This window comes from Kineococcus endophyticus (assembly GCF_040796495.1).
Classification (GTDB): Bacteria; Actinomycetota; Actinomycetes; order Actinomycetales; family Kineococcaceae; genus Kineococcus; species Kineococcus endophyticus.
In genome coordinates, this window is record NZ_JBFNQN010000003.1 from 128,516 (window position 1) to 155,500 (window position 26,985).

Sequence of the window (26,985 nt, forward strand, 5' to 3'; positions counted from 1 at the left end):
TGGTCGGAGGTTCCGGGCGGTCGTGTCTGACAAGGTGGGAACCATGGCCGACGCGGATCCCACTCCCTCCTCCTCGGCGCCCCGGCCCGCGGACGTGGACCCCTTCGCCCCCGACGACGTCGTCTGGCAGCGCATCGACCCGGCCTGGGCGACGGCGCAGCGGGTGGTCGGCGGCGTGGTCGCCGCCGTCGCGGCCGTCGTGGTCGCCGTCGTGGCGGTGCTCGTCACGCCGTGGGTCTGGCTGGGCCTGCTCGTCGTCGTCCCGCTGTGGTTCTGGGACTTCTCCTGGGCGCGTCGCCAGGCGCGGGCCTGGGGGTACGCCGAGCGCGACGACGACCTGCTCGTCGTCCACGGGATCCTCTTCCGCACGCTCGTCGTCGTCCCCTACGGCCGCCTGCAGTACGTCGACGTCGAGGCCGGCCCGGTGGACCGGAAGTTCGGGCTGGCCAAGGTGCAGCTGCACACCGCCTCCTCCGACACCGACGCGGCGATCCCGGGCCTGCGGCCGGAGGAGGCCGCCCGGCTGCGCGACCGGCTGGCCGCGCGCGGCGAGGCCCGGCTGGCGGGGCTGTGAGTCCGGAAGGGGCGGACGAACCCGTCCTGGAGGTGCTGCCCGACGCGGTCGCCGACCGGCTGGACGCCCCCACGCGCGCGGTCCTGGCCGACCCGGGCTGGAAGCGGCTGCACCCCGTCACCCCGGTGCTGCGGGCGTGGAAGGTCGTCGCGGCCGTGCTCGCGGTCGTGGTCGGGCAGAACGTCGACGACCTCCTGCGCCTGGAGCTGCCCGGCTGGGTGCTGACCCTCGCCGTCCTCGGCGGGGTCCTCGCCCTGGCCCTGGTCGGCGCCGGGTTCAGCGCGCTGTCGTGGCGGCGCACCCGCTACCGGATCGACAACGAGGACGGCGTCGGCGCCGTGCACGTCGAGCGCGGCATCCTGTGGCGCCAGCAGCGGCGCGCCCAGCTCGACCGGCTGCAGGCCGTCGACGTCGTCCGCCCGCTGCTCGGCCGCCTCTTCGGGCTGGCCGAGCTGCAGCTGGAGGTCGCCGGCGGGTCCGGCAGCAAGGTCTCCCTGGCGTACCTGAAGGAGGAGGAGGCCCAGCGCGTCCGCAACGCCCTGCTCGCCGCCGCCGCCGGCCTCGTCGTCGCCGAGGGGGAGGAGGCGCCGGAGGCCCCGCAGCGCGAGGTCGTCGAGGTGCCCGCCACCCGGCTCATCACCTCCACGCTGAAGTCGGGGCTGACGATCGGGATGGTCCTCGTGCTCGTCGGGATCGCGGTCGGCTGCTGGTTCGCCCGCAGCCTGACCCCGCTCTTCGGCTCCGCCGCCGTCGTCCTCGGCCTCGTCTCGGCCGTCTGGCAGCGGTTCAGCACCGGCTTCAACTTCACGGTGGCGGACAGCCCGGACGGGCTGCGGCTCACCCACGGACTGCTCGAGCAGCGCTCGCAGACCGTGCCGCCCGGCCGCGTGCAGGCGCTGCGGATCACCCAGCCGCTGCTGTGGCGGCGGTCCGGCTGGTGGCGGGTCGAGGTCAACGTCGCGGGCTACTCCTCCGAGAGCGGTTCGGGCTCCGAGCGCAGCACCACGCTGCTGCCCGTCGGGACCGTCGAGGAGCTCGGCCTCGTCCTCGGGATCGTCCTGCCCGACCTGGCGACCGACGACCGCTCCCCGCTGGACGTCGTCCGCGCCGGGCTCACCGGTTCCGGCACCGACGGCGGTTTCACCCCCGTCCCGCGGCAGGCGCGCTGGCTGGACTGGGTGAGCTGGCGCCGTCGCGGCTACCTCATCACCGACCACGCGTTCCTGTCCCGCGGCGGCCGGGTCGTGCGCGGTCTGGACGTCGTCCCGCACGCGCGCACGCAGAGCCTCGGGCTGGAGCAGGGCCCGTGGCAGCGCAAGCTCGGACTGGCGAGCGTGCGCCTGCACTCCACCCCCGGCAAGGTCAGCCCCCGCGTCGACCACCTCGCCGCCGACGTCGCCGCGCGCCTCCTGCGCGAGCAGACCCAGCGGGCCCGCACCGCCCGCGCCGGCTCCGGCCCCGAGCGGTGGATGACCCGCTGACCCCGCCCTCCCCGTCACTGCGCGTGGTCGGCTGGGGGGATCGTCGCCGCATCGGGCCGAACCTATGGGCATGACGCTCCAACGAGCCACCCCCGGCGACCACGCGCAGTGACGGCTACCGGTAGCGGCGCGGGACGCTCCAGGGCTCCCCGAAGATCGCGTCCCAGTGCTCGGGGTGGAAGGGGCTGTCGCCGCCCGCGGGGTAGTTCGTGAGCTCCCCGACGACGACGCGGTCGGGCAGGACGTAGAGGTCGACCCGCACGAAGTCGGTGCCCTCGCCGAGCTGCTCGGCGAGAGCGATCGCCTCCTCGAGGCGCTCGGGCCGCGGGTGGGGCGGGTCGGCCCACGGCGGTCCGCCGGACAGCGGCAGGTGCTCCCAGTCGGGACGGTGGAAGTCCTGGGTGCGGTGCCCGAACCGTCCCGAGTCGACCTGCACCCAGTGGCAGCGGCCGTGGACGACGAACAGCTTGAGGTCGTCGGGGACGGCCCCGCCGGGAGCCTGCAGCAGTTCCTCCACGACGACGCGCCGCGGCACGTGGCCGTAGGCCCACTCCCGGTTCGGGCCCTGCCCGTAGAGCTGGCTCGTCCAGTGCCGGGCGATGGCGACGAGGTGGCGGCGGTCGGCGTGCTCGGGGCGGACGTGCCGGTAGACCCAGCTGTGGTGGGCGACGGGGAGCCGGGCGTCGGCGGGGGCCTGCGGGGACACGACCACGACGGCGCCGCTGCCGTGGCTGGGTTTGACGACGTAGGACTCCGGCAGGTCCACGGCCGCGAGGTCGGCCGGGTCGTCGCAGACGGCGATGAGCGCGGGCAGGTGGCCCGGGCCGACGACGGCCGTCACGTGGTCGCGGACGGCGACCTTGTCGGCGAACGTCACGACCAGCGGGCGGTGGTCGCGGAGCATCTTGTAGCGGACCTTCTCGGTGAAGGTGCGCGGACGGCGGGTGCGGGCCAGCCGCCAGAGCCGGACGAGGCGGCTGCGTTCGCGCCACCGCGGCCGGGGAGATCGTTTCGGCACCGAGTCAGTGTGTCGCAGTCCCCGGCCCCCCGGGCACGATGGCGGGATGCGCCAGCCACGGACCCGCCACGACCTGGGCGTCCTCGCCGCCCTGCACGTGGTGACGGCGCTGCTCTGGTGGGTCCTGCTCGTCCCGCAGGGTCGGTGGTGGATCCTCGTCGCCGCCGTCTGGACGGTCACTGCCTCGGTGTCCGTCGTCCGCTGGCGACGCGCCCCTACTCCCCGGTGACCCGGCCCGCGAGCCGCCCGTGCAGGGCGGCGGTCGCGGGGTTCATCCCGACGATGACGGCTTCCTTGCCGTGCTCGACGTACTTGCGGCTGACGGCGTCGAGGGCGGCGATGGAACTGGCGTCCCACACGTGGGCGTCGCTGAAGTCGATCGTCACGCGCTCGGGGTCGGTGGCGTAGTCGAACTGCGTCACGAGGTCGCCGGAGGAGGCGAAGAACACCTGCCCGTGCACGGAGTACGTCCCGGGTTCCGCGCCGGGCCGCACCTCGACGAGGTGCGCCACCCGGCGGGCGAACAGCACGCAGGCCAGGAGCGTCCCGCCGAGCACGCCGTAGGCGAGGTTGTGGGTCAGCAGGACGATGACGACCGTGACGACCATGACGGCGGTCTCGCTGCGCGGCATGGTCTTCAGCGTCGCCGGCCGCACGCTGTGCCAGTCGAAGGCGCCGTAGCAGACGAGGAACATGACGGCCACGAGCGCGGCCAGCGGGATCTGCGCGACGACGTCGCCGAACCCCACGACGAGGACGAGCAGGAACGTGCCGGCGAGGAACGTCGACAACCGCGTCCGGGCGCCGGAGACCTTGACGTTGATCATCGTCTGACCGATGACGGCGCAGCCGCCCATCCCGCCGAACAACCCGGTGACGATCTGCGCGGTGCCCTGCCCGACGCACTCACGGGTCTTGGACGAGCGGGTGTCGGTCAGCTCGTCGACGAGCTGCGCCGTCATGAGCGACTCCATGAGCCCGACGAGCGCGACCCCCACCGAGAACGGGGCGATGGTGCGCAGCGTGTCGAGCGTCAGGGGGACGTCGGGCAGGCCGAGCGTCGGCAGCGTGCGCGGCAGGGCGCCGTCGTCCCCGACCGTCCGCACGTCGACGTGGAGCACGACGACGAGGACGGTGAGCAGTGCGACGGTGATGAGCGGTGCGGGGACCGACTTCACGAACCGCGGGACGACGACGAGCAGTGCGATCCCTGCGGCCAGGACGGCGTACCCCGTGACGCCGGCGCCGCGCAGGTTCGGCAGCTGGGCGATGAAGATCGAGATGGCGAGCGCGTTGACGAACCCCGTCGTGACGCTGCGGGGCACGAACCGCATGAGGCGGGCCACCCCGAGCAACCCCAGCGCGATCTGCAGGACGCCCGCGAGCAGGATCGCCGCGATGAGGTAGCCGACGCCGTGGCTGTGCGAGAGCGGGGCCACCACGAGGGCGACGGCCCCCGTCGCGGCGGAGATCATCGCCGGCCGACCCCCGACGAAGGAAGTCGTGACGCCCATGACGAAGGAGGAGATGAGCCCGACGCGCGGGTCGACGCCCGCCACGATCGAGAAGGAGATGGCCTCGGGCACGAGGGCGAGGGCGACGACGAGGCCGGCGAGGACCTCGGTGCGCAGCACCCGGAGGGACCGCAGCCACGGCGGCCGGCGCAGGGCAGCACCGGGCGAGGTGAGGGCGGAGGGCACCGACGAACTCTAACCTCGCGTCAGTGTGGCCCCCGCCGCTCGACCCCGCCGGCTCACCCGATCAGCGCGGGGTGCGGGTGCCCGTCCCCGAGCCGCCCGAGCCGCCACGGAACTTCGAGACCGCGTCGGTCAGCTTGCGTCGCGTCGCAGGGTCCTTCAGCGCCCGCTGCGCCTGCTGCGTGACCCGCTTGCCCTCGGGGGACTTCAGGAACTGCCCCAGCTTGCCCACCAGGCCTGCCACCGTGACCTCCTCGACCGCTGCGCGCGGTGCGTCGTCTGTGAAGAGTCCAACGGTGGCGCCCCGCGGAGGGTTCCGCGAGTCGGGGTGTCCGTGAGCTCCTCACTTGCGCAGCACGACGGCGACGTCGGTCACCGCGAAGAGGAAGGTCCCGCGGCGCGCGGCCCGTCGCAGCCCCTCGACCCAGCCGGCGGCGCGGGCGGCCAGGTCGGGGTCGTCGCCGGCGGCCGCGAGGATGCCGGTGGCCACCTTCCACGCCACGGACCCCTCGTCGAAGCGGCGGTGCGGGTCGGCCCAGGAGTGCACCGACTCGACGGTGAAGGGGCTGGCGGCGGCGTGCCGGAGCAGCTTGCGGCCGGCGAACCCGTCGGTGCTGGCGCCCTGCGCGGGGACGTGCGCGACGAAGCGGTCGAGCAGTTCGCGGGTCAGGTCGTCGTCGTCGCTCGTGAACAGCGCGGTGTCCCAGTCCGAGTGGGCGAGCACGGCCGTCCCGCCGGGCCGCAGCACGCGGTGCACCTCGTGCAGGTGGGCGCCGACGTCGGCCAGGTGCTCGACGGCGTTGAGGCTCACGGCCGCGTCGACGCTGTCGTCCTCCAGGGGGAGCGCGTCGAGCTCGGCGATGTGGGCCCGCACGCGCGGGTCCAGGAGCAGGTCGTCGTCGAGCGTGGAGCCGACGTCGACGGCGTGCACGAGGCGCGGACCGGCGGCCAGCAGGGCCCGCGTCGTGCGGCCCTGACCGCAGGCGAGGTCGAGGGCGACGGAGTCCGGGGCGATGGCGGCGAGGTCCGCGACGTTCTCGAAACGACCCACGCGTGCAGCCTACGATCACCGGGACCGGCTCGCCCGCAGGTGGTTTCGGTACCCGTTCGTCACTGCTGGTACTTGTTCGGGCGCAGGCGGTCACGACGTGCGGCCGGACGGTCGAAGATTCCGTGAACGGCCACTCTCACGTGGCGTCAAAGTGTCCCGGTCTCACCTACAGTCGTGCCTGCACCGGTCCGGTGCGCGCATGGCCGGGGGGCGGTGCGGTCGACGGTGACGGGGTTCGGGACACGCCGGCCGGCACACGGTGCCGCAGGGCGCAGAGCTCCGTCCGAGGGGGAGAGGCGGACTCGCGCAGTGGTGGACACGACGCAGCAGGAGAGCCCCGCGACCGGAGGTTCGAAGGAACCCCGCAAGCACGGGCGGCGCAAGGTCATCGGCGCCGGTCTCGGTGTCCTGGCCGTGGCGGCCGGCGGCGGCGTGTACTGGGCCACGCGGGACTCCGGTGCCCCCATCCGGCACACGCCCGACCCGCAGTGGACGCCCAAGCAGCACCTCCCCGCCGAGGACCTCGACACCAAGTGGGTCGGCATCCAGACCCACGAGACCGCGGCGGCCGCCGCCTTCAGCGAATGGCTCGGCCGGCCGCTGGACTGCGTCGTCGTCTTCAACTCCGACGCCAACTGGGCCGCGATCTCCGGCCCGTGGTTCGCGATGGTCCCGCAGGAGGGCCAGGACTGGGGCCAGTGGGTCCGCGACGACCCGGACAACCGCACGCTGGTCATCTCCACCGGGCTCGTCCCGTCCGGCCCGCCGGACGACTGGCGCGAGCGCGGGGCCGCGGGCGAGTACGACGAGCACTGGACGACGTTCGCCCGGAACCTCGTCTCCAAGGGCCTGGGGACCTCGATCGTCCGGCTCGGCTGGGAGCTCAACGGCGACTGGTACGAGACGCACTACATCGGGGACACCGCCGAGAAGCGCGAGCAGTGGAAGGCCTACTTCCAGCGCATCGTGAAGACGGTGCGGGCCGTGGAGGGGGCGGAGTTCGAGATCGACTTCAACATCGCCGAGGGCCAGCAGGACTCCGTGGAGATCGCCGAGATGTACCCCGGGGACGAGTGGGTCGACATCGTCGGCGTCGACGTCTACGACTCCTACATCTCCCCGATCGACCCGACGGCCCGGTGGGAGGAGAAGGACGCCAAGGTCAACAGCCTGTCGGCCGTCATCGCCTTCGCCGCCGAGCACGACAAGCCGATCAGCATCCCCGAGTGGGCGATGGTCGCCGAGGGCAAGACCCAGGGCGGGGGCGACAGCCCCGAGTTCATCAACCAGATCGCCGACGCCGTCGTGAGCGCCGACGTCCGGTACCAGGCCTACTTCAACGTCCCCGACGGCGGGGTGGGCATGACGCTCGACGACGCCCCCAACGGCAAGGCGGCGTTCCTGCAGCGCTTCGGCGCAACGGGTGACGCGGGGCCGAGGAAGGCGTGACCGCCGGTAACCTCGACGGCGTGGTGGAGGTCGAGCAGGCGCCGGGCGGGCGGTCCGGGCCGCTGGGCAAGCTGCGCAGGCTCCGCAGCGCGGGGATGACCCGCAGCCTGTGGAACATCGGCGACCAGGTCGTCGCCAGCCTGAACAACTTCCTCATCCAGTTCGTCATCACCCACGCCTTCACCAAGGACGTCTTCGGCGCCTTCGCGATCGCGTTCTCGGTGTTCTCGATCTCCACGGGGTTCTTCCGGGCGCTGTCGACGTCGCCGGTGGCCATGCGCTTCGCCGACGCCGACGACCGGGAGTTCTCCCGCGCCGCCGGCTCGGCCGTCGCGCTCACCGCGTCCGGCAGCGCGCTCGTCGGCGTCGTCCTCGTGCTCATGGGCTGGCTGCTGCCGTTCGGCGAGTCGCTGTCCCACGTGTTCATCGCCCTCGGTTTCGTCCTGCCCGGCCTCATGCTGCAGGACGCCTGGCGGCAGGTGTTCTTCGCCCGCCTGCGCCCGGCCGCGGCGTTCTTCATGGACGTCAGCTGGGTCGTGCTGCAGCTCGGCGGGCTCGGTGTCCTCGTCCTGGTCGCCGACGAGAACCACATCGCCGCGTTCACCGCGGTCTGGGGCGGCGCGGCCTACCTCGCCTCCCTGCTCGGGCTCCTCGTCCTGCGCCTGAAGCCCCGCGTCCCGATGGCCTGGGCCTGGCTGCGCGAGCAGTCCTCGGTCACGCGCTACCTCGTCCCCGAGTTCGTCATCATCCAGACGGGTGGGCAGCTCGCGCCGGTCCTCGCCGCGGCCGTCACGACGATCGACGCGGCCGGTGCGCTGCGCGGGGCGAACCTGCTCACCGTGCCGGCGACCATCGTCTCGACCGGGCTCATGAGCTTCGCCGTACCGGAACTCGTGCGTCGCCGCTCGCGGATGACCCCGAAGACGTGGCAGCTCGCCGCGGTCGCGATCTCCGGCCTCGTGCTCGTCGTCGGTGCGGTGTGGGGTGCGATCACGCTGCTGCTGCCCACGTCGATCGGCGAGATGGTCCTCGGCGACACCTGGGAGGGCGCGCGCACCGTTCTGCTCGCCACGATCGTCGGCCAGGCCGGGTCCGCCGTCACCGTCGGCTGCGCGGCCGTCCTGTACGCCACCGAGGGCGCGAAGACGACGATGCGCCTGCACCTGGTCTTCGCCCTCTTCCTCGTCACGTTCTCGACCGTCGGCGCCTTCACCTGGGGCGCCCAGGGCACCGCGTGGGGCATCGCGGCCGCGTTCTGGGTCGTGGCCCCCTGGTGGTTCGTCTCGGTCCGCCGGCACGTCCGGCGGCCCGCCCCCGAGGCTCCCGCCACCACGCCCGCCGACGCCGGCTGACCGGTCCCACACCTGGCCCACGCCCGGTCCCACGTCCTCGACGGCTTGGGACCGGGCGTGGGACCGGCGCGGACGTGGTCCTGGCGACCGCTGTGCCGTTCCCACACCTGGTCTCACGGGCTTGAACCCGTGCACCCGGTCCCACACCTGGTCCCACGCCTCGACGCGGTGGGACCGGCCGTGGGGCCGGCGCGGACGTCGTCCTGGCGACCGCTGTGCCGGTCCCACACCCGGCCCCACGCGCCGACCCCCGCATGCAGAACGCCCCCGCCGGCCACCGGCGGGGGCGTTCTCGCGTGCGGGCGCTCAGACGGCGGTGAGCTCCACGCCGGCCTCGCGGGCCAGCGCGTCCAGCCGCGGGTCGCTGCCGCGCCTGCGCGGACGGGAGACGGCGGGGGCGCCGGTGGCGACGTGGTCGGCCGGCACGTCCTTGGTGACGACGGCGTTGGCGCCGATGACGGCCCGGTCGCCGACCGTGATCCCACCGAGGACGCAGGCCCCGGCGCCGATCGTCACGTCGTCACCGACGACGGGCTGACCCGGCGTCGAGCCGTCGCCGAGCGTGACGTTCTGGTAGATCCGCAGACCGCGGCCGATGCGCACCGACGGGCCGACGACGATCCCCGTGGAGTGCATGAGGCACAGACCCGGGCCGATCTGCGCGAAGGGCGAGATCTCGGCGCCGGCCGAACGCAGGGCCCGCGCCTGCAGGAGGTGCGCGGCGGGCATGAACCGCGGCGCCACCGCCTGGGCGGCGCGCAGCTGCACGACGGCGCGCACCCGCGGGACGAGGGCGACGCGCGCCAGGACGTCCGGCAGCCACGACCCCGTCGAGCGGCCCTCGGGTTCCACCATGTGCTCGAGGTCACCGCGCAGGGCGGCGAGGTGGTGGTTCAACGGGTTCCTCCAGGGGTCGGGATCCACGACGGCACGGTCACCGGGAACGGGGCCGCGAGCGGGCCGGGGGACTGCTCGTCCTGCCGGCGCTGGCGTTCCCAGACGGACAGCTCGGTGCGCCGGCCGACGAACAGGACGGCCATCGGCAGCAGGACGTAGAAGATGTTGGCGGCCAGGAAGCTCGAGGACGTGACCGCGTTGAGGAAGATCGCCGCGAGGGCGACGGTCGGCGCGGGGGAGCGGCGCACGACGGCGACGTAGAGGAACACCCCGGCCAGCACGGACGCCGGCACCCCGTACTCGAGCACCATCTTCACGGCCCCGGCGAAACTGATGGGCAACCCGGTCTCGGCGAAGATCGCGTCGGAGATCCGGTCGGCCTGTCCCGGGCCCAGACCCGTGAGGATCGACCACGGGTCCGAGGACCAGCGGCCGAGCAGGTACTCGTACGGCTGGACGAACCGCAGGCTGCCGGAGGAGTTCGTCTGCCCCGCCTCACCCGTCCGGCTCAGCAGGATCGGACCGACGGGGGACAGCAGCGCGGCGACGCCCGCGACGGCGAGGACGACGGCGGCGCGGACGGCCCACAGCCCTCCGCGGCGGACGGCGAGGATCATCAGCCCGAAACCCAGGACCATGATCCCCGTCCCGGTGACGGTGCAGACGAGCGCGACGGCGAACACCGCGACGCGCCAGTACTCCTTGCCGCGGCTGAGCACGGACAGCAGGGCGAGCGCGAGGAACTGCGAGAACACCGACGGTTCGACGAACACGAAGGCGTTCGCCTTGATGACGGGGGAGCCGTACTCGATCGGGTAGGACGTGTTGTAGCCCTGGAACAGCAGGTTCCGCGGCACGACGCTGCGCAGCAGGTCGGTGTAGGACCAGATCCCCGCGAACTGCAGCAGCACCTGCAGGATCCCGATGGCCGCGAACACGAGCATGAACGTCTCGAACCGCCGCTGGACGCGCGGGAACAGGTGCAGCCGGCGTTCGTCGACGCGGAAGCACAACGCGGCCCACGTGACGACGAGCAGCAGCAGCGACGTGAGCGAACCCGTTCCGCGCCAGACGATGTCGACGAGGGCGAACACGGTCAGGGCCCCCATCGCGAGGGCGTACGTGCGCACCGACGCACCGTCGTCGCGGACGTGGCCGTGGTAGGCGAGGTACCCGAGGACGGCGGCGACGACGGGGATCGTCACGGGGACGGGTGAACCCAGGGGCAGCGCGAACCGCTGCAGCACGGTGAGGGCGACGATGACGACCGTGACGCCGGTCATGACGCGCGCGTCCGCGGTGCTGGTCGTCCCGGACGCGTCGGCGCGGCGCGCGGCGGCGGTCGCGGCACCGGCGCGCAGTCCCGGCGTGGCGGGGCGGACGGTGGGGGCGACCCGGCGCAGACCGGTTCCCGCTCGGGCGCCGGTGCGGGGAGTTCCCACGCCGTTGCCGGCAGTACCCGTGTGGTGACGGTGCGTCGACGAACCGCCTCCGTGGCCGGAGTGACCCGTGTCGTCCGTGCGGTGCTGCGCGTCGTCCACGCGTCGATACCCCCCGTCTGTGCGGCCCGGCCTGCGTCGTGCGTCGCCGTGCGTCGTCCTCCGCAGGCCTGCCGTCGCGGTCCCCCCGCGGTGCCTCATGCTAGGCGGAGGAGGCCCGCGGCGGGACCGGCGACGGAGTTCCCGCAGGCCGACCGGGGGCTCTGCGTGACAACTTCACACGTTCGCAGCAGGCCGTTCACCCCCGTTCGGCCGCCTGCGTGACAAGCACCGACGTCGCCGGGAAAAGGGTGCAATAGTTACGCCCGCAGCGGCCGCCGAGTGCCTGATCACACGGCGTAGGGAAACCCCAGCACCGAGTAACGGGCGGTGGGGGCCGCGGGGTGGACCGGCACGCTGCACCGGGGGGCGCGGTTCTGCGTCACGTCAGGGAAGGGACTGGTAGTCGGTGACAACGAGCTCGCACGTGCGGAGCGGTTCTGGTGCGTGGGGTGCCATCAGCCGGCAGCGCTGGAAGATCCTGGTGGTGGCCGTCCTCCTGGCCGTCCTGGGGTACGTCCTGCCGTCGCAGCTGCTGACCCCGACCTACCAGGCGACCTCGACCATCACGCTGTCGAAGGACCGCCCCTACGACCCGACGACGTCGAACGCCTCCTCCCTGGGTGACCCCACGAAGTGGGCCACCCTGCAGGCCGCGGTCGCGGGTTCGGAGACGGTCCTGTCCGTCGCCGGCCAGACGCTGCCGCAGAACCTGCAGTCGACCTTCCGCGACGGCCTGACGATCACGGCCGTCGACGAGTCGAACCAGATCACCGTGACCTCCAGCGCGCAGGACGCGCAGGACGCGGCCACCATCGCCGACGCCGTCGCGACCGCCTACCAGACGGTCAACACGCAGAAGGTGCAGCAGGCGACGGCCAACGCCCTCACCGCCGTCGGCAACGACACCGCGCAGCAGCAGACGATCAACCTCAACGCCAGCGCCTACGGCAACGGCATCTCCGTGCTCGACGCCGCGACCGTGCCGACCCAGCCGGCGCCCCCGTACGCGTGGCAGGTCGCCGTCCTCGCGGGCCTCGTCGGGCTCTTCGCCGCCGCCGGCTTCGTCGCCTGGCGGGCGCACCTGAACCAGCGCGTCGAGACCCCGCCGCTGGAGGACGTGGCCGAGCTCGGCCGCTGGAACTCCGTGCCCCGCGGCCGCGGCATCGGCGACCAGAACTCGGTCGAGTCCCGCAACGCCGGCATGGTCCTCGTCGGCCTGCAGCACCTCGGCCACCTGCGCACCCCGCGCCTGGAGGTCTCCAGCGTCCTCGTCACGGCCGCCAGCGGCAACGCCGGCGCCCTGGCCACGGGCCTGGCCGCCTCCGCCGCGCGTGCGGGCCGCCGCGTCGTCCTCGTGGACGCCGACGAGGCCGGCAGCCGCCTCGGTGCCTTCGGGGCCCCGGTCGCCGACACCGACCAGCGCGTCCTGCCCGAGCGCCGCTGGAGCGACGAGATCCACCCGTGGGTCATCGGCGGCGGTGCCGTCGTCGGCGTCCTGCCGCTGGAGGCCCGCTCGCTGCAGCCGCACGTCGTGGGTGCGGGCGTCCGTCAGCTCGTCGAGGCCGGCTACCTCGTGATCTTCGTCGGCGGGTCCGTCGTCACGTCCCCCGTCGCCTTCGCGGTCGCCGGTGAGGTCGACGCGGTCCTCGTCCAGATCGAGGCCGAGCCGCGCGCCGAGGTCGTCAGCAAGACGGTCGCCCAGCTGTCCATCGCCGCCCCGGCCGTCGTCGCGCAGGTCGTCGTGGGTGACACGAGCAACGGCGCCCCGGCCTCCGGCGAACGCTCCGAGCCGGTGCGCCAGCGCCCCGTCGTCCAGGCCCAGCCGCAGACCCCCGAGGTCTCGCGCCGCGGCTGACCCGCGGCGAGCACGAAGGGCCGGTCCCCCCGGGGGGACCGGCTCTTCGTCGTTCCCGCCGCCCTCAGGGGGCCGGCGTGGCGGCGATCTCCTCCCACGGCCCGGGGGCGATCCAGCCGTCCTCCATGTGCGTCGCCAGCGCGGGCTCGGCCCCCAGCAGCACGCGCCGCCGCGAGGGCCGCCGCAGCGAGCGCACGTCGACCGCGGTCCGCATGCCGGTGAGGTACGCCCGGCGCAGCGCGGACTTCCAGGCCGGGGTGCCGTCGGCGGGCTCGTGGTGCTCGACGAGCTCGCGCAGCGTGAAGCGGCGCCGGCCCTGCAGGGTCAGGCAGCTGGCGTAGTCGAAGTTGCCGCCGGACAGGGCGCACAGCCACAGCAGCCGCTCGTCCTCGCGCAGCGCGTGCACGCGGGCGGCGAAGGTGCTCGTCGTGCTCTCCAGCCGCTCCCAGCGCACCGGCAGGCCCGTGTCGGGCACCTCCTCGCCGTAGGGGGCGAAGTAGTCGGCCCTCGCGTGCCGGGGGTCCCGGGCGGCGTCGACGAGCGCGACGAGGGCCTCGGGGCGCCACAGGTAGTCGTCCTCGGCCAGCAGGAGCACGTCCCTGCCGTCCCAGCCGCGACGACGGGGCAGACCCAGGGCGGTCAGGTAGCTGCGCCGGTTGGAGCCGCCGTCGATGGTGACGGGGTCGCCCCAGCGGGCCATCAGGTCGAGCCGGTCGGCCGGGACGGGCCCGTCGTTGAGGAAGACGACCTCCGTGCCGGCGTCCGGGCGCTCGTCCCGGACCTGCTCGACGGCCCGGCAGAAGGACTCCAGGCCGACCCGCTTGCTGTACCAGTCCGGCCGGCCCTTGGTGTTCTCCCCGCCGTGCGAGCGGTAGACGACGTGAAGTCTCACCCCCCGATCGTAGCCGCGACGACCCCTGGGACCCGGTCCCGCGATCACGAGGGGCACCTCTATCGCCGCAGGTGGGCGGCGCGTTACAGGTTCTCGCCAACTTTCTCCTCAAGTCCTCGTCCGGGCCGGCCGAAGACCTCTCTGTCACCCCGAACGGGCCACATCGGCACCTCCGCTCCCCCCGCGGAGGCGCCCTGAGCACAGCGAGGTTGATCCACCCGTATGAGCAAGCTTTCGAAGTTCCTTCTCAGCACTGCCGCCGTCGCCACCGTCGCCAGCGGTCTCACCACCGCGGGCCTGACCGCGGCCAACGCAGCGGACGCCCCCACCCTGCGCGTCAGCACCCAGCGCGCCACCTACACGGACACCAGCGGCAACGTCTGGTCGGCCGACAGCGGCTTCGAGGGCGGCTGGCAGAACCCCAACGTCACGACGGCCCCCATCGCGGGCACGACGGACGCGAAGCTGTACCAGTCCGAGCACTACGGCATGAAGGGCTGGAGCGCCAAGGTCCCCAACGGGACCTACGACGTCACGCTCAAGACGGCCGAGACCTACTGGACCCAGAAGGGTGCCCGCGTCTTCTCGGTCACCGCCGAGGGCCGCAGCGTCGTCAGCAACCTCGACATCTTCGCCGAGGTCGGCAAGAACCGGGCCCTGGACAAGAAGTTCACGGTCACCGTCGCCGACGGCACGCTCAACCTGGGCTTCACCCAGTCCCGCAACTGGGCCACCGTCGACGCGATCCTCGTCCAGCCCGCCGGCACCGGCGCCCCCGCGCCCGGCGGCGCGACCCCCGGCAACGGCGGCGTCGTCGTCAACCCCGGCCCCCGCCCGACCAACCCCACCCCCGTCGTGAGCACCCCGCCGTCCACCACCCCGCCGTCCACCACCCCGCCGTCCACCACCCCGCCCGTGACCACGCCGCCGAGCACGGCCCCCGTCACGACCCCGCCCACGAGCACCTCGCCGAAGCCCCAGACGGGCAACGTGTCGGGCCACGAGTGGATGTCGGGCTCCTCGGGCGTCGGTGCGGCCAACGGCCAGTTCGGCTCGTGGCGCGGCAGCAACCTCGACATCGTGTCCAGCTGGGCCGGCAACGCCGACAACTCCGCCAACTTCTACACGCTGTGGAAGGGCGCCGAGTACGGGAGCTGGAACGGTTCGATGGACATGTCCGTCGGCGGCATCGACCCGGGTGAGACCTGGTCGCAGGCCGCCTCCGGCAAGTTCGACGCCCGCTGGGCGGCCTCGCTCACCAAGCTCAAGCAGCTCTGGGGCGGCCGCGACGGCACCATGTACATCCGCTTCGCCCACGAGATGAACGGCTACTGGTTCTCCTGGAGCGTCAACAAGAACAACTACCAGGACTTCATGACGTCCTGGAAGCGCTACCGCGCTCTGCAGCAGCAGATCTTCCCCGAGGCCGAGCTCGTCTTCTCCGTCAACAAGGAGACGAACGGCGCGGGCATGGACTGGACGAAGTTCTTCCCGGGCAAGCAGTACGTCGACGTCCTGTCGGTGGACTACTACAACAACTGGCCCTACGCCTCGACCCTGGCGCAGTTCCAGCAGCAGTCGTGGGACAAGGACGGGTACGGCGCCCCGAAGGGGATCAACGCCCACCTCGCCTTCGCCAAGAGCCAGGGCCTGCCGCTGGCGGTCTCGGAGTGGTCCGGCAACGCCGACGACGGTGACTCGCCCGCCTACATCCAGGGCATGTACGACTTCTTCAAGGCCAACGCCGGGTCCGGCGCCGGTCAGCTCCTGTACGAGGTGCAGTTCAACGTGAACATCGACGGTCAGCGCTGGCTGCTCAACGGCGGCACGCGCATGCCCGCCTCGGCGGCGAAGTACCGCGAGCTCTTCTGAGCCGCTGACGCGCTGACCCGCACGACCCGTCACGACACGGCGCCCCCGCCGGCCAGGTGAGACCTGGCCGGCGGGGGCGCCGTCGTGCTGCCCGGGCGTCCTGAACCGGGATGGGGCTCCTACTTGATGCGCTCCATGACGACGCGGCCGGCGACCGAGGCGCGGCCCGTCGTCACGCCCTTGACGTAGGCCCAGTGCTGGGCGGCGCGGTCCTGGCGGCGCAGGGCCTTGCACTGCAGCGTCCGGACGGCGTAGCCGAGCGCGAGCACCGAGCTGATGCCGCTGACGGTGGCCCCGGAGTGGTGGCGGGCGAGGTAGCGGCGCATGGCCGCCCCGCGCAGCCGCAGCATCTCCAGGTTCGGCGCCCCGGACCCGCCGGCGGCGTGCGGGACGATGACGTCGGTGCGCAGCCGCTCGCGCAGCCCCGCCTGCCGCGCGGTGCGGCCGAACATCATGTCCTCGTTGTAGACGTAGAAGTCCTCGTCGAAGCAGCCGAGCTCGAGGAAGGTGCTGCGGCGCACCGCCATGCAGGCCCCGGTCGTCCAGTCCACGTCGAGCGCCTCGCCCGGGGCGGGCTTGGCGTACAGGCCCGCCCGCGGGAAGAGCTTGTGCAGTCCGGCCGAGTGCACGAGGGCGCGGGCGGCCGTGGGCTCCCAGCCCCCGACGCCGAGCTCGACGTGCCCGTTCACCCCCGCCATGGTCGCGGCGGAGGCGGCCAGCCCCGGGTCGGCGGCGACGTCGGCGACGAGGGTGGCCAGGTGCTCCAGCGTCGGCCGGGAGTCGGGGTTGCCGAAGACGACGTACTCGTGGGTGGAGGTGCGGGCGCCCATGTTCGCCGCCTTGGCGAAGCCCTTGCCGCCGCCGGAGTCGACGTAGCGGGTCGCGGGCCGCTCGGCCGGCAGCTGCGACAGGCCGTCCACGTCGGAGGCGTTGTCCACGACGACGACGGGCAGGTCGTCGGGGAGGCCGGCGAGCAGGGCCCGGATCTGGTGGGCGCTGCGGTAGCTGACGAGGACGAGCTCGACGTCGTGCTCGAGTCCCGCCACCCGTGCGGTGCTCCGCCCGGCCTCCTGCTCCGTGCCGTTCGTCACGTCCACGCTCACTCCGCCCGTCCCCTCCCAGTGCTTCCCCCGCCCGGCCCGACCGTGCGCTGGCGCCCCGGCTGGTCCGTTCCGGTGGTGGTCGTCCCACTCACCGAGGGTCCAGTGTGGCCCCTCGTGGGGCGACCTGTCGGGTGACCGTCCGTGGCGAACGGGTGGTTTCCCGGCGAAGGCCACGGAATCCCCGCGAACTCGTCACTCCGCGCTGACCTGCGACAACTCGCGGTCACGACGCAGGGATTTTCTCCACCGGCCGCCCGGCGAACTACTGAGAGTGATTGGTTAGATACGGAAAGGCCTTGTTGCTCAGCGTGTCACGCCCTTGCAAGAATGCCCGGACCACCCGCGGACTGCGCGGGGGTCACGGGGGCGGTGAGGGGGGTCCGGCGGCCGGCAGGCCGGTGGATTTCACCGCTCCGGACGTTCGTCTGGGGGGTTCCACACGTGAAACTGGGTCGACCGAGCCCGACCGTCAGTGCGCTGACCGTCATGTCCTTCGCCGGTCACGTCATGTACCCGCTGTACCTGCTGGCCAGCGAGCGCCTCGCGCCGCGCAGCCCCGTCCGTCCGCGGGCCGGGGAGGCCGGCTGGACCTGGGACGACGTCGACGTGCTCATCCCGGCGTTCGGCGAGGCGAGCATCCTCGCCGAGACCGTGCCGCAGCTGCTGGGTGAAGGCGTTCCGCTGGACCGCATCACGATCGTCGTCGACGAGGACGAGAAGACCCGCGCGACGGCCGAGCACCTCGGCTGCCGCGTCGACTGGTCGCCCACCCGGGCCGGCAAGGCCGCCGCCGTGAACCGCGGCGTCCAGAACTCCACGGCCGACATCGTCGTGCTGCTCGACGCGAACGCGTTCGTGCCGGGCGACGGGCTGCGCGCGCTCATCGACCGCGTCGCCACCGACCTGCACCTGGCCTCCGGCGTCCGCAAGGAGTCCGGCGCGGCCGACGAGGGCCTGTACTGGCGGTACGAGAACTGGATCAAGCAGACGGAGGCGGGCCGCGGCGGGTCGCTCGCGCTCGTGGGCGAGGCCGTCGCGCTGCGGCGCGAGTCGTTCCGCCCCATCCCGGGCTCGGTCCTCAACGACGACCTGTTCCTCGCCTTCGACTTCGCCCGCCGCGGGCTGAACGTCGGCGTCGTGCCCGAGTGCGTCGCGGTCGAGGACTCCGCGCCCCGCAACGACCAGCTCGAGCGGCGCGTGCGCATCATGAGCGGGCAGCTGCGGTTGTTCTGGGGTTTCCGCCGCTCGTTCCTCTCGGGCGACGACAAGTTCCTGCACTTCGCCATGCACAAGGGGTGGCGTTCCACGCTGGGCCCCGCGGCGCAGCTCACGCTGACGGCCGCCTGCCTGGCCCGGCCGAAGAACCGCTACAGCCAGCTGTTCCTCCTGGGCGAGGCCGTCTCCGTCGCGGCCTACCTCAAGGGGGACAAGCTGCAGGGCAAGGCGGCGGCGCCGCTGCGCGTGCTGGGGCAGGCCGTCGGCATGCCGCCGGTCATCTTCGCGCTGTCGATCCCGCGCGCCCTCGGCCGCTCGCGGTCGGGTGCGTGGAAGAAGCGCACCCGTTGACGGCTGACCGCACGGCCTGGGTCCTCGCGAAGCAACTGCCGGCCAGCACCGACTCCGGTGGGCGCCAGCGGATCCGGGCCGTCATCGACGCCTACGCCGCGTCGTTCGACCGGGTCCACGTGGTCGGTTTCGACCGCTGGCCCGGCTGGCGCGACGTCCTGCCCGCGCACGTCACGGTCCACGAGGTGCAGGCGCCGGGGCCGACGCCGGGCGCCGTCCTGCGGGGTTCGCTCTTCGCGGGGAAGTGGTTCTCCCGGCAGGTCCACGACCTGCTGGCCACGGGCGTGCGCGCACGCGACGTCGTGCACGTCGACTTCCCGCAGATGGCCGTCAACGTCCCCGCGGACGTGCGCATCGACGTCCTGGACCTGCACAACGTCGAGTCCGACCTCGTCGCGCGCCGGTTGCGCACCGAACGGCCGCTGGCCGGCCGGTTGCTGGCCCCCGAGGTCGCGCGGTTCCGCCGGTTCGAGTTCTCCGTCGCGGCCCGGGCCGCGCACGTCACGGCCTGCAGCCGCAAGGACCAGGAGGTCCTGTCGGCGCACGGGATCGACAGCGTGTTCGTGCCCAACGGCGTCAGTGCCGCCTCGCACGTGCCGACGGTCCCGCCGACCACGCGCACGGCCCTGTTCGTCGGGGCGGTCGACTACGGCCCCAACAAGGCCGCGCTGCGCTGGTTCCTCGACGAGGTGTGGCCGCAGGTCCTCGACCGCGTCCCGTCCGCGCGGTTCCTCGCGGTGGGCCGGGGGGTGTCCGCGGTGCACCCGCGGTCGACCGGTGAACCCGGGGGAGTGGAGTTCCACTCCGACGTCGAGTCCGTCGACCCGTTCTACGACCGTGCCGACGTGTGCGTGGTCCCGTTGCTGTCGGGCGGGGGGACGAAGATCAAGCTGGTCGAGGCCCTCTCCCGGGGCCGCGCCGTCGTCACCACGAGCCTGGGCCTTGAAGGCCTCGAGGAGCACCGCGACGTGCTGCGCGTCGCCGACGGTGCGCCGGCCTTCGCCGACGCCCTCGCAGAACTCCTGCAGGACCCCGAGCAGGCCGCGAAACTGGGCTCGGCCGCGGCCGACGTCGCCCAGTCGTTCTCGTGGGAATCCGCGATGACTCCGCTGCGTGACCTGTTGTCGACGATTCGTCGATGACTTTCGCGAACGGGGCCCGTCGTCACCCGCTTCGCCCAATCTCACGCTCCGTGTTCGCTCGCCTGTAGTAATCTCGCGACAGCACCTCGGCGGGAAACCGGTGGCTCGGATTCGTGGGGGGTTCGGACCGCCACCGGAGTTCCCACGCGCACGACGCGACAGGTGCGCTGTTCCCCCACGGACGGTTCGCGGGCGCGGTGCGCCTGCGCCGACGACATCCGACCGATCAGGTTCGAGTGAGGGAAGAACATGACCGAGGCCACTCCCGTCTCCGAGATCCCCGTCGTCATCCTCTGCGGTGGCATGGGCACCCGACTGCGCGAGGCCAGCGAGAAGCTGCCCAAGCCGCTGGTGGACATCGGCGGACGGCCGATCCTCTGGCACATCATGAAGCTGTACAGCTCCTACGGTTTCCGGAAGTTCGTCCTGTGCCTGGGGTACAAGAGCGACCTCATCAAGCGCTACTTCCTCGACTACCGGATCAACGCCGGCGACTTCACGCTGAACCTGTCGACGCAGGACGCCCCGACCTTCCACACCAACGGTGTGCAGGAGGACTGGGACGTGACGTTCGTCGAGACCGGTCTGACGACGGCGACCGCGGCCCGCATCAAGCGCGTCGAGCAGCACCTGACCGCCGACAAGTTCGTCCTCACCTACGGCGACGGCCTCGGCGACGTCGACATCCTCAAGACCCTGCGCGACCACGAGGCCGGCGGCCGCCTGGCCACGGTGACGGCCGTGCACCCGAGCTCGCGCTACGGCGAGATGCACGTCACCGGCGACACCGTCACCGAGTTCAACGAGAAGCCGACCCTGGCCGACGGCTGGGTCAACGGCGGGTTCTTCGTCTTCGACCGCGCGTTCGCGGACAAGTACCTCGAGGACGACCCCGACATGATGCTCGAGCAGAAGCCGCTGCAGACCGTGGCGCGCGACGGCCAGCTGACCGTCTCGCAGCACGAGGGGTACTGGCTGGGCATGGACACCTTCCGCGAGTGGACCGAGTTCAACAAGCTCTGGGACTCCGGCAAGGCGCCGTGGAAGACCTGGGAAGACTGAGACCCGCCAGACCCACGAGAACCGGAGAACTGCTGTGAAGATCGTCGTCACCGGGACCGAGGGCTACCTCGGCGCCCTGCTCGCCCCCACCCTGCTAGAGACCGGCCACTCGGTGCTCGGCATCGACACCGGCTACTACAAGCAGGGTTGGCTCTACAACGGCGTCCCGGCCTCGGTCGAGACGCTGGCCAAGGACATCCGCCACGTGACCGTCGAGGACCTCGCCGGCGCCGACGCCGTCGTGCACATGGCCGAGCTGTCCAACGACCCGCTCGGGGAGCTCATCCCCGACGTCACCTACGTGGTGAACCACAAGGGGTCCGTCCGCCTGGCCGAGACCGCCAAGGCCGCGGGCGTCTCCCGCTTCGTCTACATGTCGAGCTGCTCCGTCTACGGCGTGGCCGAGGACACCGTCGACGAGACGTCGGCCGTGAACCCCCAGACCGCCTACGCCGAGTGCAAGGCGCTCGTCGAGCGCGACGTCGCGCCGCTGGCCGACGACGACTTCTCGCCGACGTTCATGCGCAACGCGACGGCCTACGGCGCCTCCCCGCGCCAGCGGTTCGACATCGTGCTGAACAACCTCGCGGGTCTGGCCTACACGACCGGCAAGATCGCCATGACGTCCGACGGGTCGCCCTGGCGTCCGCTGGTCCACGGCCTCGACATCGCCAAGTCGATCCGCGCCGTCCTCGACGCCCCGCGCGAGAAGGTCCACAACGAGGTCTTCAACGTGGGCGACTCCGAGCAGGTCTACCGCGTCCGCGAGATCGCCGAGGCCGTCGGCCGCGCGCTGCCCGAGGCCGAGATCACCTTCGGCCAGAGCAACGGCGGGGACAACCGCAGCTACAAGGTGAACTTCGACAAGATCCACGCGACGCTCGAGGGTTTCTCGTGCGACTGGAACGCCGACAAGGGCGCCCAGCAGCTCGTCGACGTGTTCAAGGCGATCGACCTCGACGAGGCGACGTTCACCGGCCGCGGCCACACCCGGCTCAAGCAGCTCGAGCACCTCATCCGCACCGAGCAGCTCGACAAGGAGCTGTTCTGGCGCGTCCAGCCGACCTCGGGGATCGCCCAGTGAAGTTCACGACCACCGACATCGAGGGCGTCGCGATCATCGACCTCGAGGAGCGTGCGGACGACCGCGGGTTCTTCGCCCGGTCCTTCTGCCGCGAGGAGTTCCTCGCGGCGGGGCTGAACCCGGCGGTCGAGCAGTGCAACCTCTCGTACAACCACAAGGCCGGGACGCTGCGCGGCATGCACACGCAGGTCGCCCCCGCGCCCGAGGCCAAGCTCGTGCGCTGCACGGCCGGCGCGATCCAGGACATCATCGTCGACCTGCGCCCGGACTCGCCCACGCGGTTCCAGCACGTCGCGGTGGAGCTGTCGGCGGAGAACCGCACGGCGCTCTACGTGCCGGAGTACTTCGCGCACGGGTACCTCACGCTGACCGACGGCGCCGAGGTCGTCTACCAGGTGTCCCAGAGCTACACCCCGGGCACCGAGCGCGGCCTGCGCCACGACGACCCCGACCTCGCCCTGCCGTGGGCGCGCGACGTGGCCGTCATCAGCGACAAGGACAAGAGCTGGACGTTGCTGGCGGACGGGGCGCAGCTGTCGTGATCATCGTCGACAACGCGCTCAAGCAGCGTCAGGCCGAGGGGCGGCCCATCCGGGTCGCCCTCGTCGGCGCGGGTTTCATGGGCCGCGGTTTCGTCAACCAGGTCGTGAACTCCGTGCCCGGCATGGAACTGGTCGCCATCGCCAACCGCACCGTGTCCAAGGCGCGCGACGCCTACGAGCAGGCCGGGGTCACCGGCGTGGTCGAGGCCGACGACGCCGCGGCGGTCGACAAGGCCATCGCGCAGGGCAAGCCCGTCGTGTCGGCCTCCTACGAGGCCGTCGTCGACGCGGGCCAGGTCGAGGCCGTCGTCGAGGCGACGGGCAACACCGAGTACGGCGCGCACGTCGTCGTCCGGGCCATCGAGCAGGGCAAGCACATCGTCCTGCTCAACGCCGAGGTCGACGGGACCGCCGGCCTCGCGCTGCGCACCCGCGCCGAGAAGGCCGGCGTCGTCTACACCGGCTGCGACGGCGACCAGCCCGGCGTGCAGATGAACCTCATCCGCTTCGTGCGCTCCATCGGCGTCACGCCGCTGGTGTCGGGGAACATCAAGGGCCTGCAGGACGAGTACCGCAACCCCACCACGCAGGAGGGTTTCGCCAAGCAGTGGGGTCAGGACCCCTACATGGTGACGAGCTTCGCCGACGGCACGAAGGTGTCGTTCGAGCAGGCCCTCGTCGCCAACGCGGCGGGGTTCAGCGTGGAGAAGCGCGGCATGCGCGGCGCCGACCACCGCGGGCACGTCGACGAGCTGACGACGATGTACGACGTGGACCAGCTCAAGGAGCTCGGCGGCGTCGTGGACTACGTCGTCGGTTCCAAGCCGGGCCCCGGCGTCTACGTCCTCGGGACGCACGACGACCCCAAGCAGCAGCACTACCTGAACCTGTACAAGCTCGGCACCGGGCCCCTGTACTCGTTCTACACGCCGTACCACCTGTGCCACTTCGAGGTGCCGCTGACGGTGGCCCGCGCGGTGATCTTCGCGGACGCCGCGATCGTCCCGGGTGACGAGGTGAAGGTGGAGGTCGTCACGACGGCCAAGACCGACCTCGCGGCCGGCAAGGAGATCGACCGCCTCGGCGGGTACGACACCTACGGCGTGGCCGAGACGTACGCGGCGACGAAGGCCGAGAACCTCCTGCCCATGGGGGTGGCCGAGGGCTGCGTCCTCAAGCGCGACGTGAAGAAGGACCAGGTCCTGACGTACGACGACGTCGTGCTGCCCCAGGGCCGGCTCATCGACGCGCTCCGCGCCGAGCAGGCCGCGCTCCTCGCCCGCTGACGCACCTCCGCACGTCCCGAACGGCCCCCGCGGGGTCGGGATCGTTGTCCAGCGCTGCGCGCTGGCTCCAGCATCGCGCTCTTAGGTCGAGCCGGCTGCGTCGACGAGCCACCCCCGCCGGGGCCGTTCGGCGTCCCCGGGGCCGTGCCCGGCGACCCGGGCGTTAGGGTCGCCGACGTGAACTCCGCGGGCAGGCTCGACGTCGCGGTCGGCGGGGCCGGGCGGGTGGGGCCGGTGCTCGGGGCCGCCCTGCGCGCCGCGGGGCACCGCATCACCGGCATCACGGCCCGCACGCGGCAGGCCGCCGAACGCGTCGAGGCGCTGCTGCCCGACGTGCCGTGGATCGAGCCCGGCGACGCCTTCGCCGCCGACCTCGCCCTGCTCGCCGTGCCGGACGACGTCCTGGGCCCCCTCGTCACCGAGCTCGCGCCGAACGTCCGCGCGGGCCAGCTCGTCGTCCACACGTGCGGGCTGCACGGCCTCGGGGTGCTGGAACCGGCCGCGCAGCGCGGCGCCCTCACCCTCGCGCTGCACCCGGCCATGACCTTCACGGGCACCTCGCTGGACCTCCAGCGGCTGCTCGGCGCGGCCGTCGCCGTCACCACCCCGCCCGTCCTCGCACCCGTCGCCGACGCGCTCGTGCGCGAGTGGGGGGCCACCCCCGTCGTCGTGGCCGACGGCGACCGGGCGACGTACCACGCGGCCCTGGCCCACGGCTCGAACCACCTCGTCACGCTCGTCGCGCAGGCGCTCGACGCGGCGCGGGCGGCCGTGGGGGAGGACGCCGAACGGGTCCTGCGCCCGCTGCTGCAGGCCGCGCTCGACAACGCGCTGCGCGAGGGCGATGCCGCGCTCACCGGACCCGTCGCGCGCGGCGACGCGGGGACGGTGGCCACCCACCTGCGGGTGCTCGGCGCCCTCGACGTCGCCACCGCCACCACGTACGCCCAGCTCGCCGGCGTCGCCGCCGACCGGGCGCAGGCCGCAGGCCGCCTCACCCCCACCGCGGCCGACGCCGTCCGCGCCGAACTCACCCCAGGAGCACCGTGACCAGCACGACGCAGCCCGACCTGACGGTCGCCCGCACCCGCAACGAGCTCGCCGCCGCCCGCGACGCGCTGCCCGGGCCGGTCGCGGTCGTCATGACGATGGGCGCGCTGCACGCGGGGCACGCCCGCCTCATCCGCGAGGCGCGCGGCCGGGCGGCGTCGGTGCTCGTGACGATCTTCCTCAACCCGTTGCAGTTCGGGCCGAACGAGGACCTCGCCCGCTACCCGCGAACGCTCGACGAGGACCTCGCGCTGGCCGCCGAGAACGGCGCGGACGTCGTGTTCGCCCCCGGCCCCGACGTCGTCTACCCCGACGGCACCCCCGGGGTCCGCGTGGCCGCGGGCCCGCTCGGCGAGGTGCTCGAGGGCGCGAGCCGCCCCGGCCACTTCGACGGCGTCCTGACCGTCGTGGCCAAGCTGCTGCGCCTGACGCGCGCGGACCTGGCGTTCTTCGGCCAGAAGGACGCCCAGCAGCTCCTGCTCGTGCGGCGCATGGTGCGCGACCTCGACCTGGGCGTCGAGGTCGTCGCGGTCCCGACCGTCCGCGAGGACGACGGGCTGGCGATGTCCAGCCGGAACCGCTACCTCACGCCGTTCGACCGCGAGGTCGCCCTCGTCCTGCAGCGCGCCCTGGCCGCGGGCCGGGCGGCCGCACCGGAGGGCCCCTCGGCCGTGCGGCGCGCGGCGCGCGACGTCCTCGTCGCCGAACCCGCGGCCCGCGTGGACTACCTCGCGCTCGTCGACCCCCACGACCTCGCCGACGTCCCGGAGCACTTCCGCGGTGATGCGCTGCTGGCCGTCGCGGCGCGCGTGGGCTCGACCCGGCTCATCGACAACACCCCCCTCGTCGTGGGTCACCCGGCGGACTGAGGGACGCGCGTCGCCACCACCGGACCCCACTAACCTGGGGCGGGTGAGCGACCAGACGCCCGACCTGCCCGAGGACGAGTTCGAGGACCTGCCCGAACAGGTCAGGGTCCGCCGCGAGAAGCGGGACCGGATCCTCGCCGCCGGCGGAGAGGCGTACCCCGTCTCGGTGCCCCGGACGACGTCGCTGGCGGACCTGCGCGCGCGGTACGAGCACCTCGAACCGGGTCAGGAGACGACCGACGAGGTCGGGGTCACCGGGCGCGTGGTGTTCCTGCGCGGCACCGGCAAACTCGTGTTCGCCACCCTCCAGGAGGGCGACGGCACCCGGTTGCAGGCCATGGTGTCCCGCGACGGTGTCGGCGAGGACGCCCTCGCCGGCTGGAAGGCCGACGTCGACCTCGGCGACGTCGTGTTCGTCCACGGCACCGTCATCTCCTCCAAGAGCGGGGAGCTGTCGGTGCTGGCCGACTCCTGGCAGATGGCCTCGAAGGCGTTGCGCCCCTTGCCGGTCCTGCACAAGGAACTGTCGGAGGAGACCCGCGTCCGGCAGCGCTACGTCGACCTCATCGTGCGCGAGGCGGCCCGGCAGAACGTGCGCGCACGCTCGAACGTCGTGCGCTCGGTCCGCCGGACGCTGGAGGACCGCGGGTTCCTCGAGGTCGAGACGCCGATGCTGCAGACGCTGCACGGCGGGGCCAGCGCCCGGCCGTTCGTGACCCGTTCGAACGCGTTCGACACCGACCTCTACCTGCGCATCGCGCCGGAGCTGTTCCTCAAGCGTCTCGTGGTCGGCGGGATCGAGCGCGTCTTCGAGATCAACCGCAACTTCCGCAACGAGGGGGCCGACTCCACCCACTCGCCCGAGTTCGCGATGCTCGAGGCGTACGAGGCCTGGGGCGACTACGACTCGATCGCCGAGCTCACCCGCACGATCGTGCAGGAGGCCGCGCAGGCCGCGTTCGGCTCGCACGTCGTGACGTGGGCCGACGGGACCGAGTACGACCTCGGCGGGGAGTGGCGTTCCATCTCCATGTACCCGTCCTTGTCGGAGTCCCTGGGCGAGGAGATCACCCCGGAAACCCCGCGCGAGCACCTGCTCGCCGTCGCGGAGAAGCTCGGAGTTCCCGTCGACGCCGTCCGCTGGACCGGCGGAAAGCTCGTCGAAGAACTCTGGGAACACCAGCTGGGTGATTCCCTGGAAACGCCGACCTTCGTCCGGGACTTCCCCGTGGAGACGTCCCCGCTGGTGCGGGCGCACCGCAGCATCCCGGGCGTGGTGGAGAAGTGGGACCTGTACGTCCGCGGTTTCGAGCTCGCCACGGGGTACTCCGAACTCGTCGACCCCGTCGTGCAGCGCGCGCGGTTCGTCGACCAGGCCAGGCTGGCCGACCTCGGCGACGACGAGGCCATGCGGATCGACGAGGACTTCCTGCGCGCCCAGGAGCACGGGATGCCGCCCACGGGCGGCATGGGGATGGGCATCGACCGCCTGCTCATGGCCCTGACGGGCCTCGGCATCCGCGAGACCATCACGTTCCCGCTGGTCAAGCCCCGCTGACCGTCGTCCCCGGGGGCGTCCGCACGCGGACGTACCCTGGGGGC

Annotated in this window: 24 protein-coding genes; 16 read left to right on the top strand and 8 right to left on the bottom strand. The window is 72.6% G+C overall.

What is annotated here, in order from left to right; all coding sequences use genetic code 11:
* Positions 1-43 precede the first annotated feature (43 nt).
* Positions 44-574, top strand: a complete 531-nt coding sequence (locus AB1207_RS04785) for a PH domain-containing protein (RefSeq protein WP_367636653.1) — start codon at positions 44-46, stop codon at positions 572-574.
* The gene (locus AB1207_RS04790) at positions 571-2,055 is read left to right on the top strand and encodes a PH domain-containing protein (protein WP_367636655.1); all 1,485 of its coding nucleotides are present in this window, start codon (positions 571-573) and stop codon (positions 2,053-2,055) included. Before AB1207_RS04785 ends, AB1207_RS04790 begins: the two co-directional genes overlap by 4 nt.
* A 115-nt stretch (positions 2,056-2,170) precedes the next feature.
* Here AB1207_RS04790 and AB1207_RS04795 read toward each other — a convergent pair whose 3' ends face one another.
* Positions 2,171-3,073: an ATP-grasp fold amidoligase family protein gene (locus AB1207_RS04795; RefSeq protein ID WP_367636656.1), complete on the bottom strand. Its 903-nt coding sequence runs from the start codon at positions 3,071-3,073 to the stop codon at positions 2,171-2,173.
* Positions 3,074-3,119: 46 nt separating this feature from the next.
* Here AB1207_RS04795 and AB1207_RS04800 point away from each other — a divergent pair, with 46 nt between their 5' ends.
* The gene (locus AB1207_RS04800) at positions 3,120-3,302 is read left to right on the top strand and encodes a hypothetical protein (RefSeq protein WP_367636657.1); all 183 of its coding nucleotides are present in this window, start codon (positions 3,120-3,122) and stop codon (positions 3,300-3,302) included.
* Here the strand turns inward: AB1207_RS04800 and AB1207_RS04805 are convergent.
* The 3 genes from AB1207_RS04805 to AB1207_RS04815 all read right to left on the bottom strand — a co-directional run bounded on the left by AB1207_RS04805 (position 3,289) and on the right by AB1207_RS04815 (position 5,821).
* On the bottom strand, positions 3,289-4,773 hold the full coding sequence (locus tag AB1207_RS04805; protein ID WP_367636658.1) for a SulP family inorganic anion transporter: 1,485 nt from the start codon (positions 4,771-4,773) through the stop codon (positions 3,289-3,291). The genes AB1207_RS04800 and AB1207_RS04805 overlap by 14 nt on opposite strands.
* Positions 4,774-4,834: 61 nt before the next feature.
* Complete coding sequence (locus tag AB1207_RS04810) at positions 4,835-5,014, bottom strand: hypothetical protein (RefSeq protein ID WP_367636659.1); 180 nt, start codon at positions 5,012-5,014, stop codon at positions 4,835-4,837.
* A gap of 99 nt (positions 5,015-5,113) precedes the next feature.
* Positions 5,114-5,821 carry a methyltransferase domain-containing protein gene (locus AB1207_RS04815; RefSeq protein WP_367636660.1) on the bottom strand — a complete coding sequence of 236 codons (708 nt, stop codon included), beginning with the start codon at positions 5,819-5,821 and terminating at the stop codon, positions 5,114-5,116.
* 309 nt (positions 5,822-6,130) lie between these two features.
* On the opposite strand from AB1207_RS04815, the gene AB1207_RS04820 reads away from it, so the two are divergent.
* Positions 6,131-7,270 carry a glycoside hydrolase family 26 protein gene (locus tag AB1207_RS04820; protein WP_367636661.1) on the top strand — a complete coding sequence of 380 codons (1,140 nt, stop codon included), beginning with the start codon at positions 6,131-6,133 and terminating at the stop codon, positions 7,268-7,270.
* Positions 7,267-8,622 carry an MATE family efflux transporter gene (locus AB1207_RS04825; protein WP_367636662.1) on the top strand — a complete coding sequence of 452 codons (1,356 nt, stop codon included), beginning with the start codon at positions 7,267-7,269 and terminating at the stop codon, positions 8,620-8,622. The genes AB1207_RS04820 and AB1207_RS04825 overlap by 4 nt, the downstream gene beginning before the upstream one ends.
* A gap of 306 nt (positions 8,623-8,928) precedes the next feature.
* On the opposite strand, the gene AB1207_RS04830 is transcribed toward AB1207_RS04825, so the two are convergent.
* Positions 8,929-9,546 (bottom strand): serine O-acetyltransferase, encoded by a 618-nt coding sequence (locus AB1207_RS04830; RefSeq protein WP_367636663.1) that lies wholly within the window; start codon positions 9,544-9,546, stop codon positions 8,929-8,931.
* Positions 9,516-10,961, bottom strand: a complete 1,446-nt coding sequence (locus tag AB1207_RS04835) for a hypothetical protein (RefSeq protein ID WP_367636664.1) — start codon at positions 10,959-10,961, stop codon at positions 9,516-9,518. The genes AB1207_RS04830 and AB1207_RS04835 overlap by 31 nt, the downstream gene beginning before the upstream one ends.
* 523 nt (positions 10,962-11,484) lie before the next feature.
* Here AB1207_RS04835 and AB1207_RS04840 point away from each other — a divergent pair.
* Complete coding sequence (locus AB1207_RS04840; RefSeq protein WP_367636665.1) at positions 11,485-12,915, top strand: YveK family protein; 1,431 nt, start codon at positions 11,485-11,487, stop codon at positions 12,913-12,915.
* A gap of 64 nt (positions 12,916-12,979) precedes the next feature.
* Here AB1207_RS04840 and AB1207_RS04845 read toward each other — a convergent pair whose 3' ends face one another.
* A complete protein-coding gene (locus AB1207_RS04845) occupies positions 12,980-13,807 on the bottom strand; it encodes a hypothetical protein (RefSeq protein ID WP_367636666.1) in 828 nt (275 codons plus the stop codon).
* A gap of 222 nt (positions 13,808-14,029) precedes the next feature.
* Here AB1207_RS04845 and AB1207_RS04850 point away from each other — a divergent pair, with 222 nt between their 5' ends.
* Positions 14,030-15,679, top strand: coding sequence for a malectin domain-containing carbohydrate-binding protein (locus tag AB1207_RS04850; protein ID WP_367636667.1), 1,650 nt, complete (start codon positions 14,030-14,032; stop codon positions 15,677-15,679).
* 119 nt (positions 15,680-15,798) lie between these two features.
* On the opposite strand, the gene AB1207_RS04855 is transcribed toward AB1207_RS04850, so the two are convergent.
* A complete protein-coding gene (locus tag AB1207_RS04855; protein WP_367636668.1) occupies positions 15,799-16,770 on the bottom strand; it encodes a glycosyltransferase family 2 protein in 972 nt (323 codons plus the stop codon).
* 453 nt (positions 16,771-17,223) lie between these two features.
* Between AB1207_RS04855 and AB1207_RS04860 the strand changes: the two genes are divergently transcribed.
* From AB1207_RS04860 to lysS, 9 genes are all read left to right on the top strand, one after another.
* Complete coding sequence (locus AB1207_RS04860) at positions 17,224-18,348, top strand: glycosyltransferase (protein WP_367636670.1); 1,125 nt, start codon at positions 17,224-17,226, stop codon at positions 18,346-18,348.
* Positions 18,345-19,490 (top strand): glycosyltransferase family 4 protein, encoded by a 1,146-nt coding sequence (locus AB1207_RS04865; protein WP_367636672.1) that lies wholly within the window; start codon positions 18,345-18,347, stop codon positions 19,488-19,490. The genes AB1207_RS04860 and AB1207_RS04865 overlap by 4 nt, the downstream gene beginning before the upstream one ends.
* A gap of 249 nt (positions 19,491-19,739) precedes the next feature.
* The gene (locus AB1207_RS04870) at positions 19,740-20,552 is read left to right on the top strand and encodes a glucose-1-phosphate cytidylyltransferase (protein ID WP_366169520.1); all 813 of its coding nucleotides are present in this window, start codon (positions 19,740-19,742) and stop codon (positions 20,550-20,552) included.
* Between the two features lie 34 nt (positions 20,553-20,586).
* Positions 20,587-21,636, top strand: a complete 1,050-nt coding sequence (locus AB1207_RS04875; protein WP_367636674.1) for an NAD-dependent epimerase/dehydratase family protein — start codon at positions 20,587-20,589, stop codon at positions 21,634-21,636.
* Positions 21,633-22,178: a dTDP-4-dehydrorhamnose 3,5-epimerase gene (gene rfbC / locus AB1207_RS04880; RefSeq protein WP_367636675.1), complete on the top strand. Its 546-nt coding sequence runs from the start codon at positions 21,633-21,635 to the stop codon at positions 22,176-22,178. Before AB1207_RS04875 ends, rfbC begins: the two co-directional genes overlap by 4 nt.
* Complete coding sequence (locus AB1207_RS04885; RefSeq protein ID WP_367636676.1) at positions 22,175-23,464, top strand: NAD(P)H-dependent oxidoreductase; 1,290 nt, start codon at positions 22,175-22,177, stop codon at positions 23,462-23,464. Before rfbC ends, AB1207_RS04885 begins: the two co-directional genes overlap by 4 nt.
* A 177-nt stretch (positions 23,465-23,641) precedes the next feature.
* Complete coding sequence (locus AB1207_RS04890; RefSeq protein ID WP_367636677.1) at positions 23,642-24,514, top strand: Rossmann-like and DUF2520 domain-containing protein; 873 nt, start codon at positions 23,642-23,644, stop codon at positions 24,512-24,514.
* Positions 24,511-25,383 carry a pantoate--beta-alanine ligase gene (panC, locus tag AB1207_RS04895; protein ID WP_367636679.1) on the top strand — a complete coding sequence of 291 codons (873 nt, stop codon included), beginning with the start codon at positions 24,511-24,513 and terminating at the stop codon, positions 25,381-25,383. Before AB1207_RS04890 ends, panC begins: the two co-directional genes overlap by 4 nt.
* A 43-nt stretch (positions 25,384-25,426) precedes the next feature.
* A complete protein-coding gene (gene lysS, locus AB1207_RS04900) occupies positions 25,427-26,941 on the top strand; it encodes a lysine--tRNA ligase (RefSeq protein WP_367636680.1) in 1,515 nt (504 codons plus the stop codon).
* The last annotated feature ends 44 nt before the right edge of the window (positions 26,942-26,985 follow it).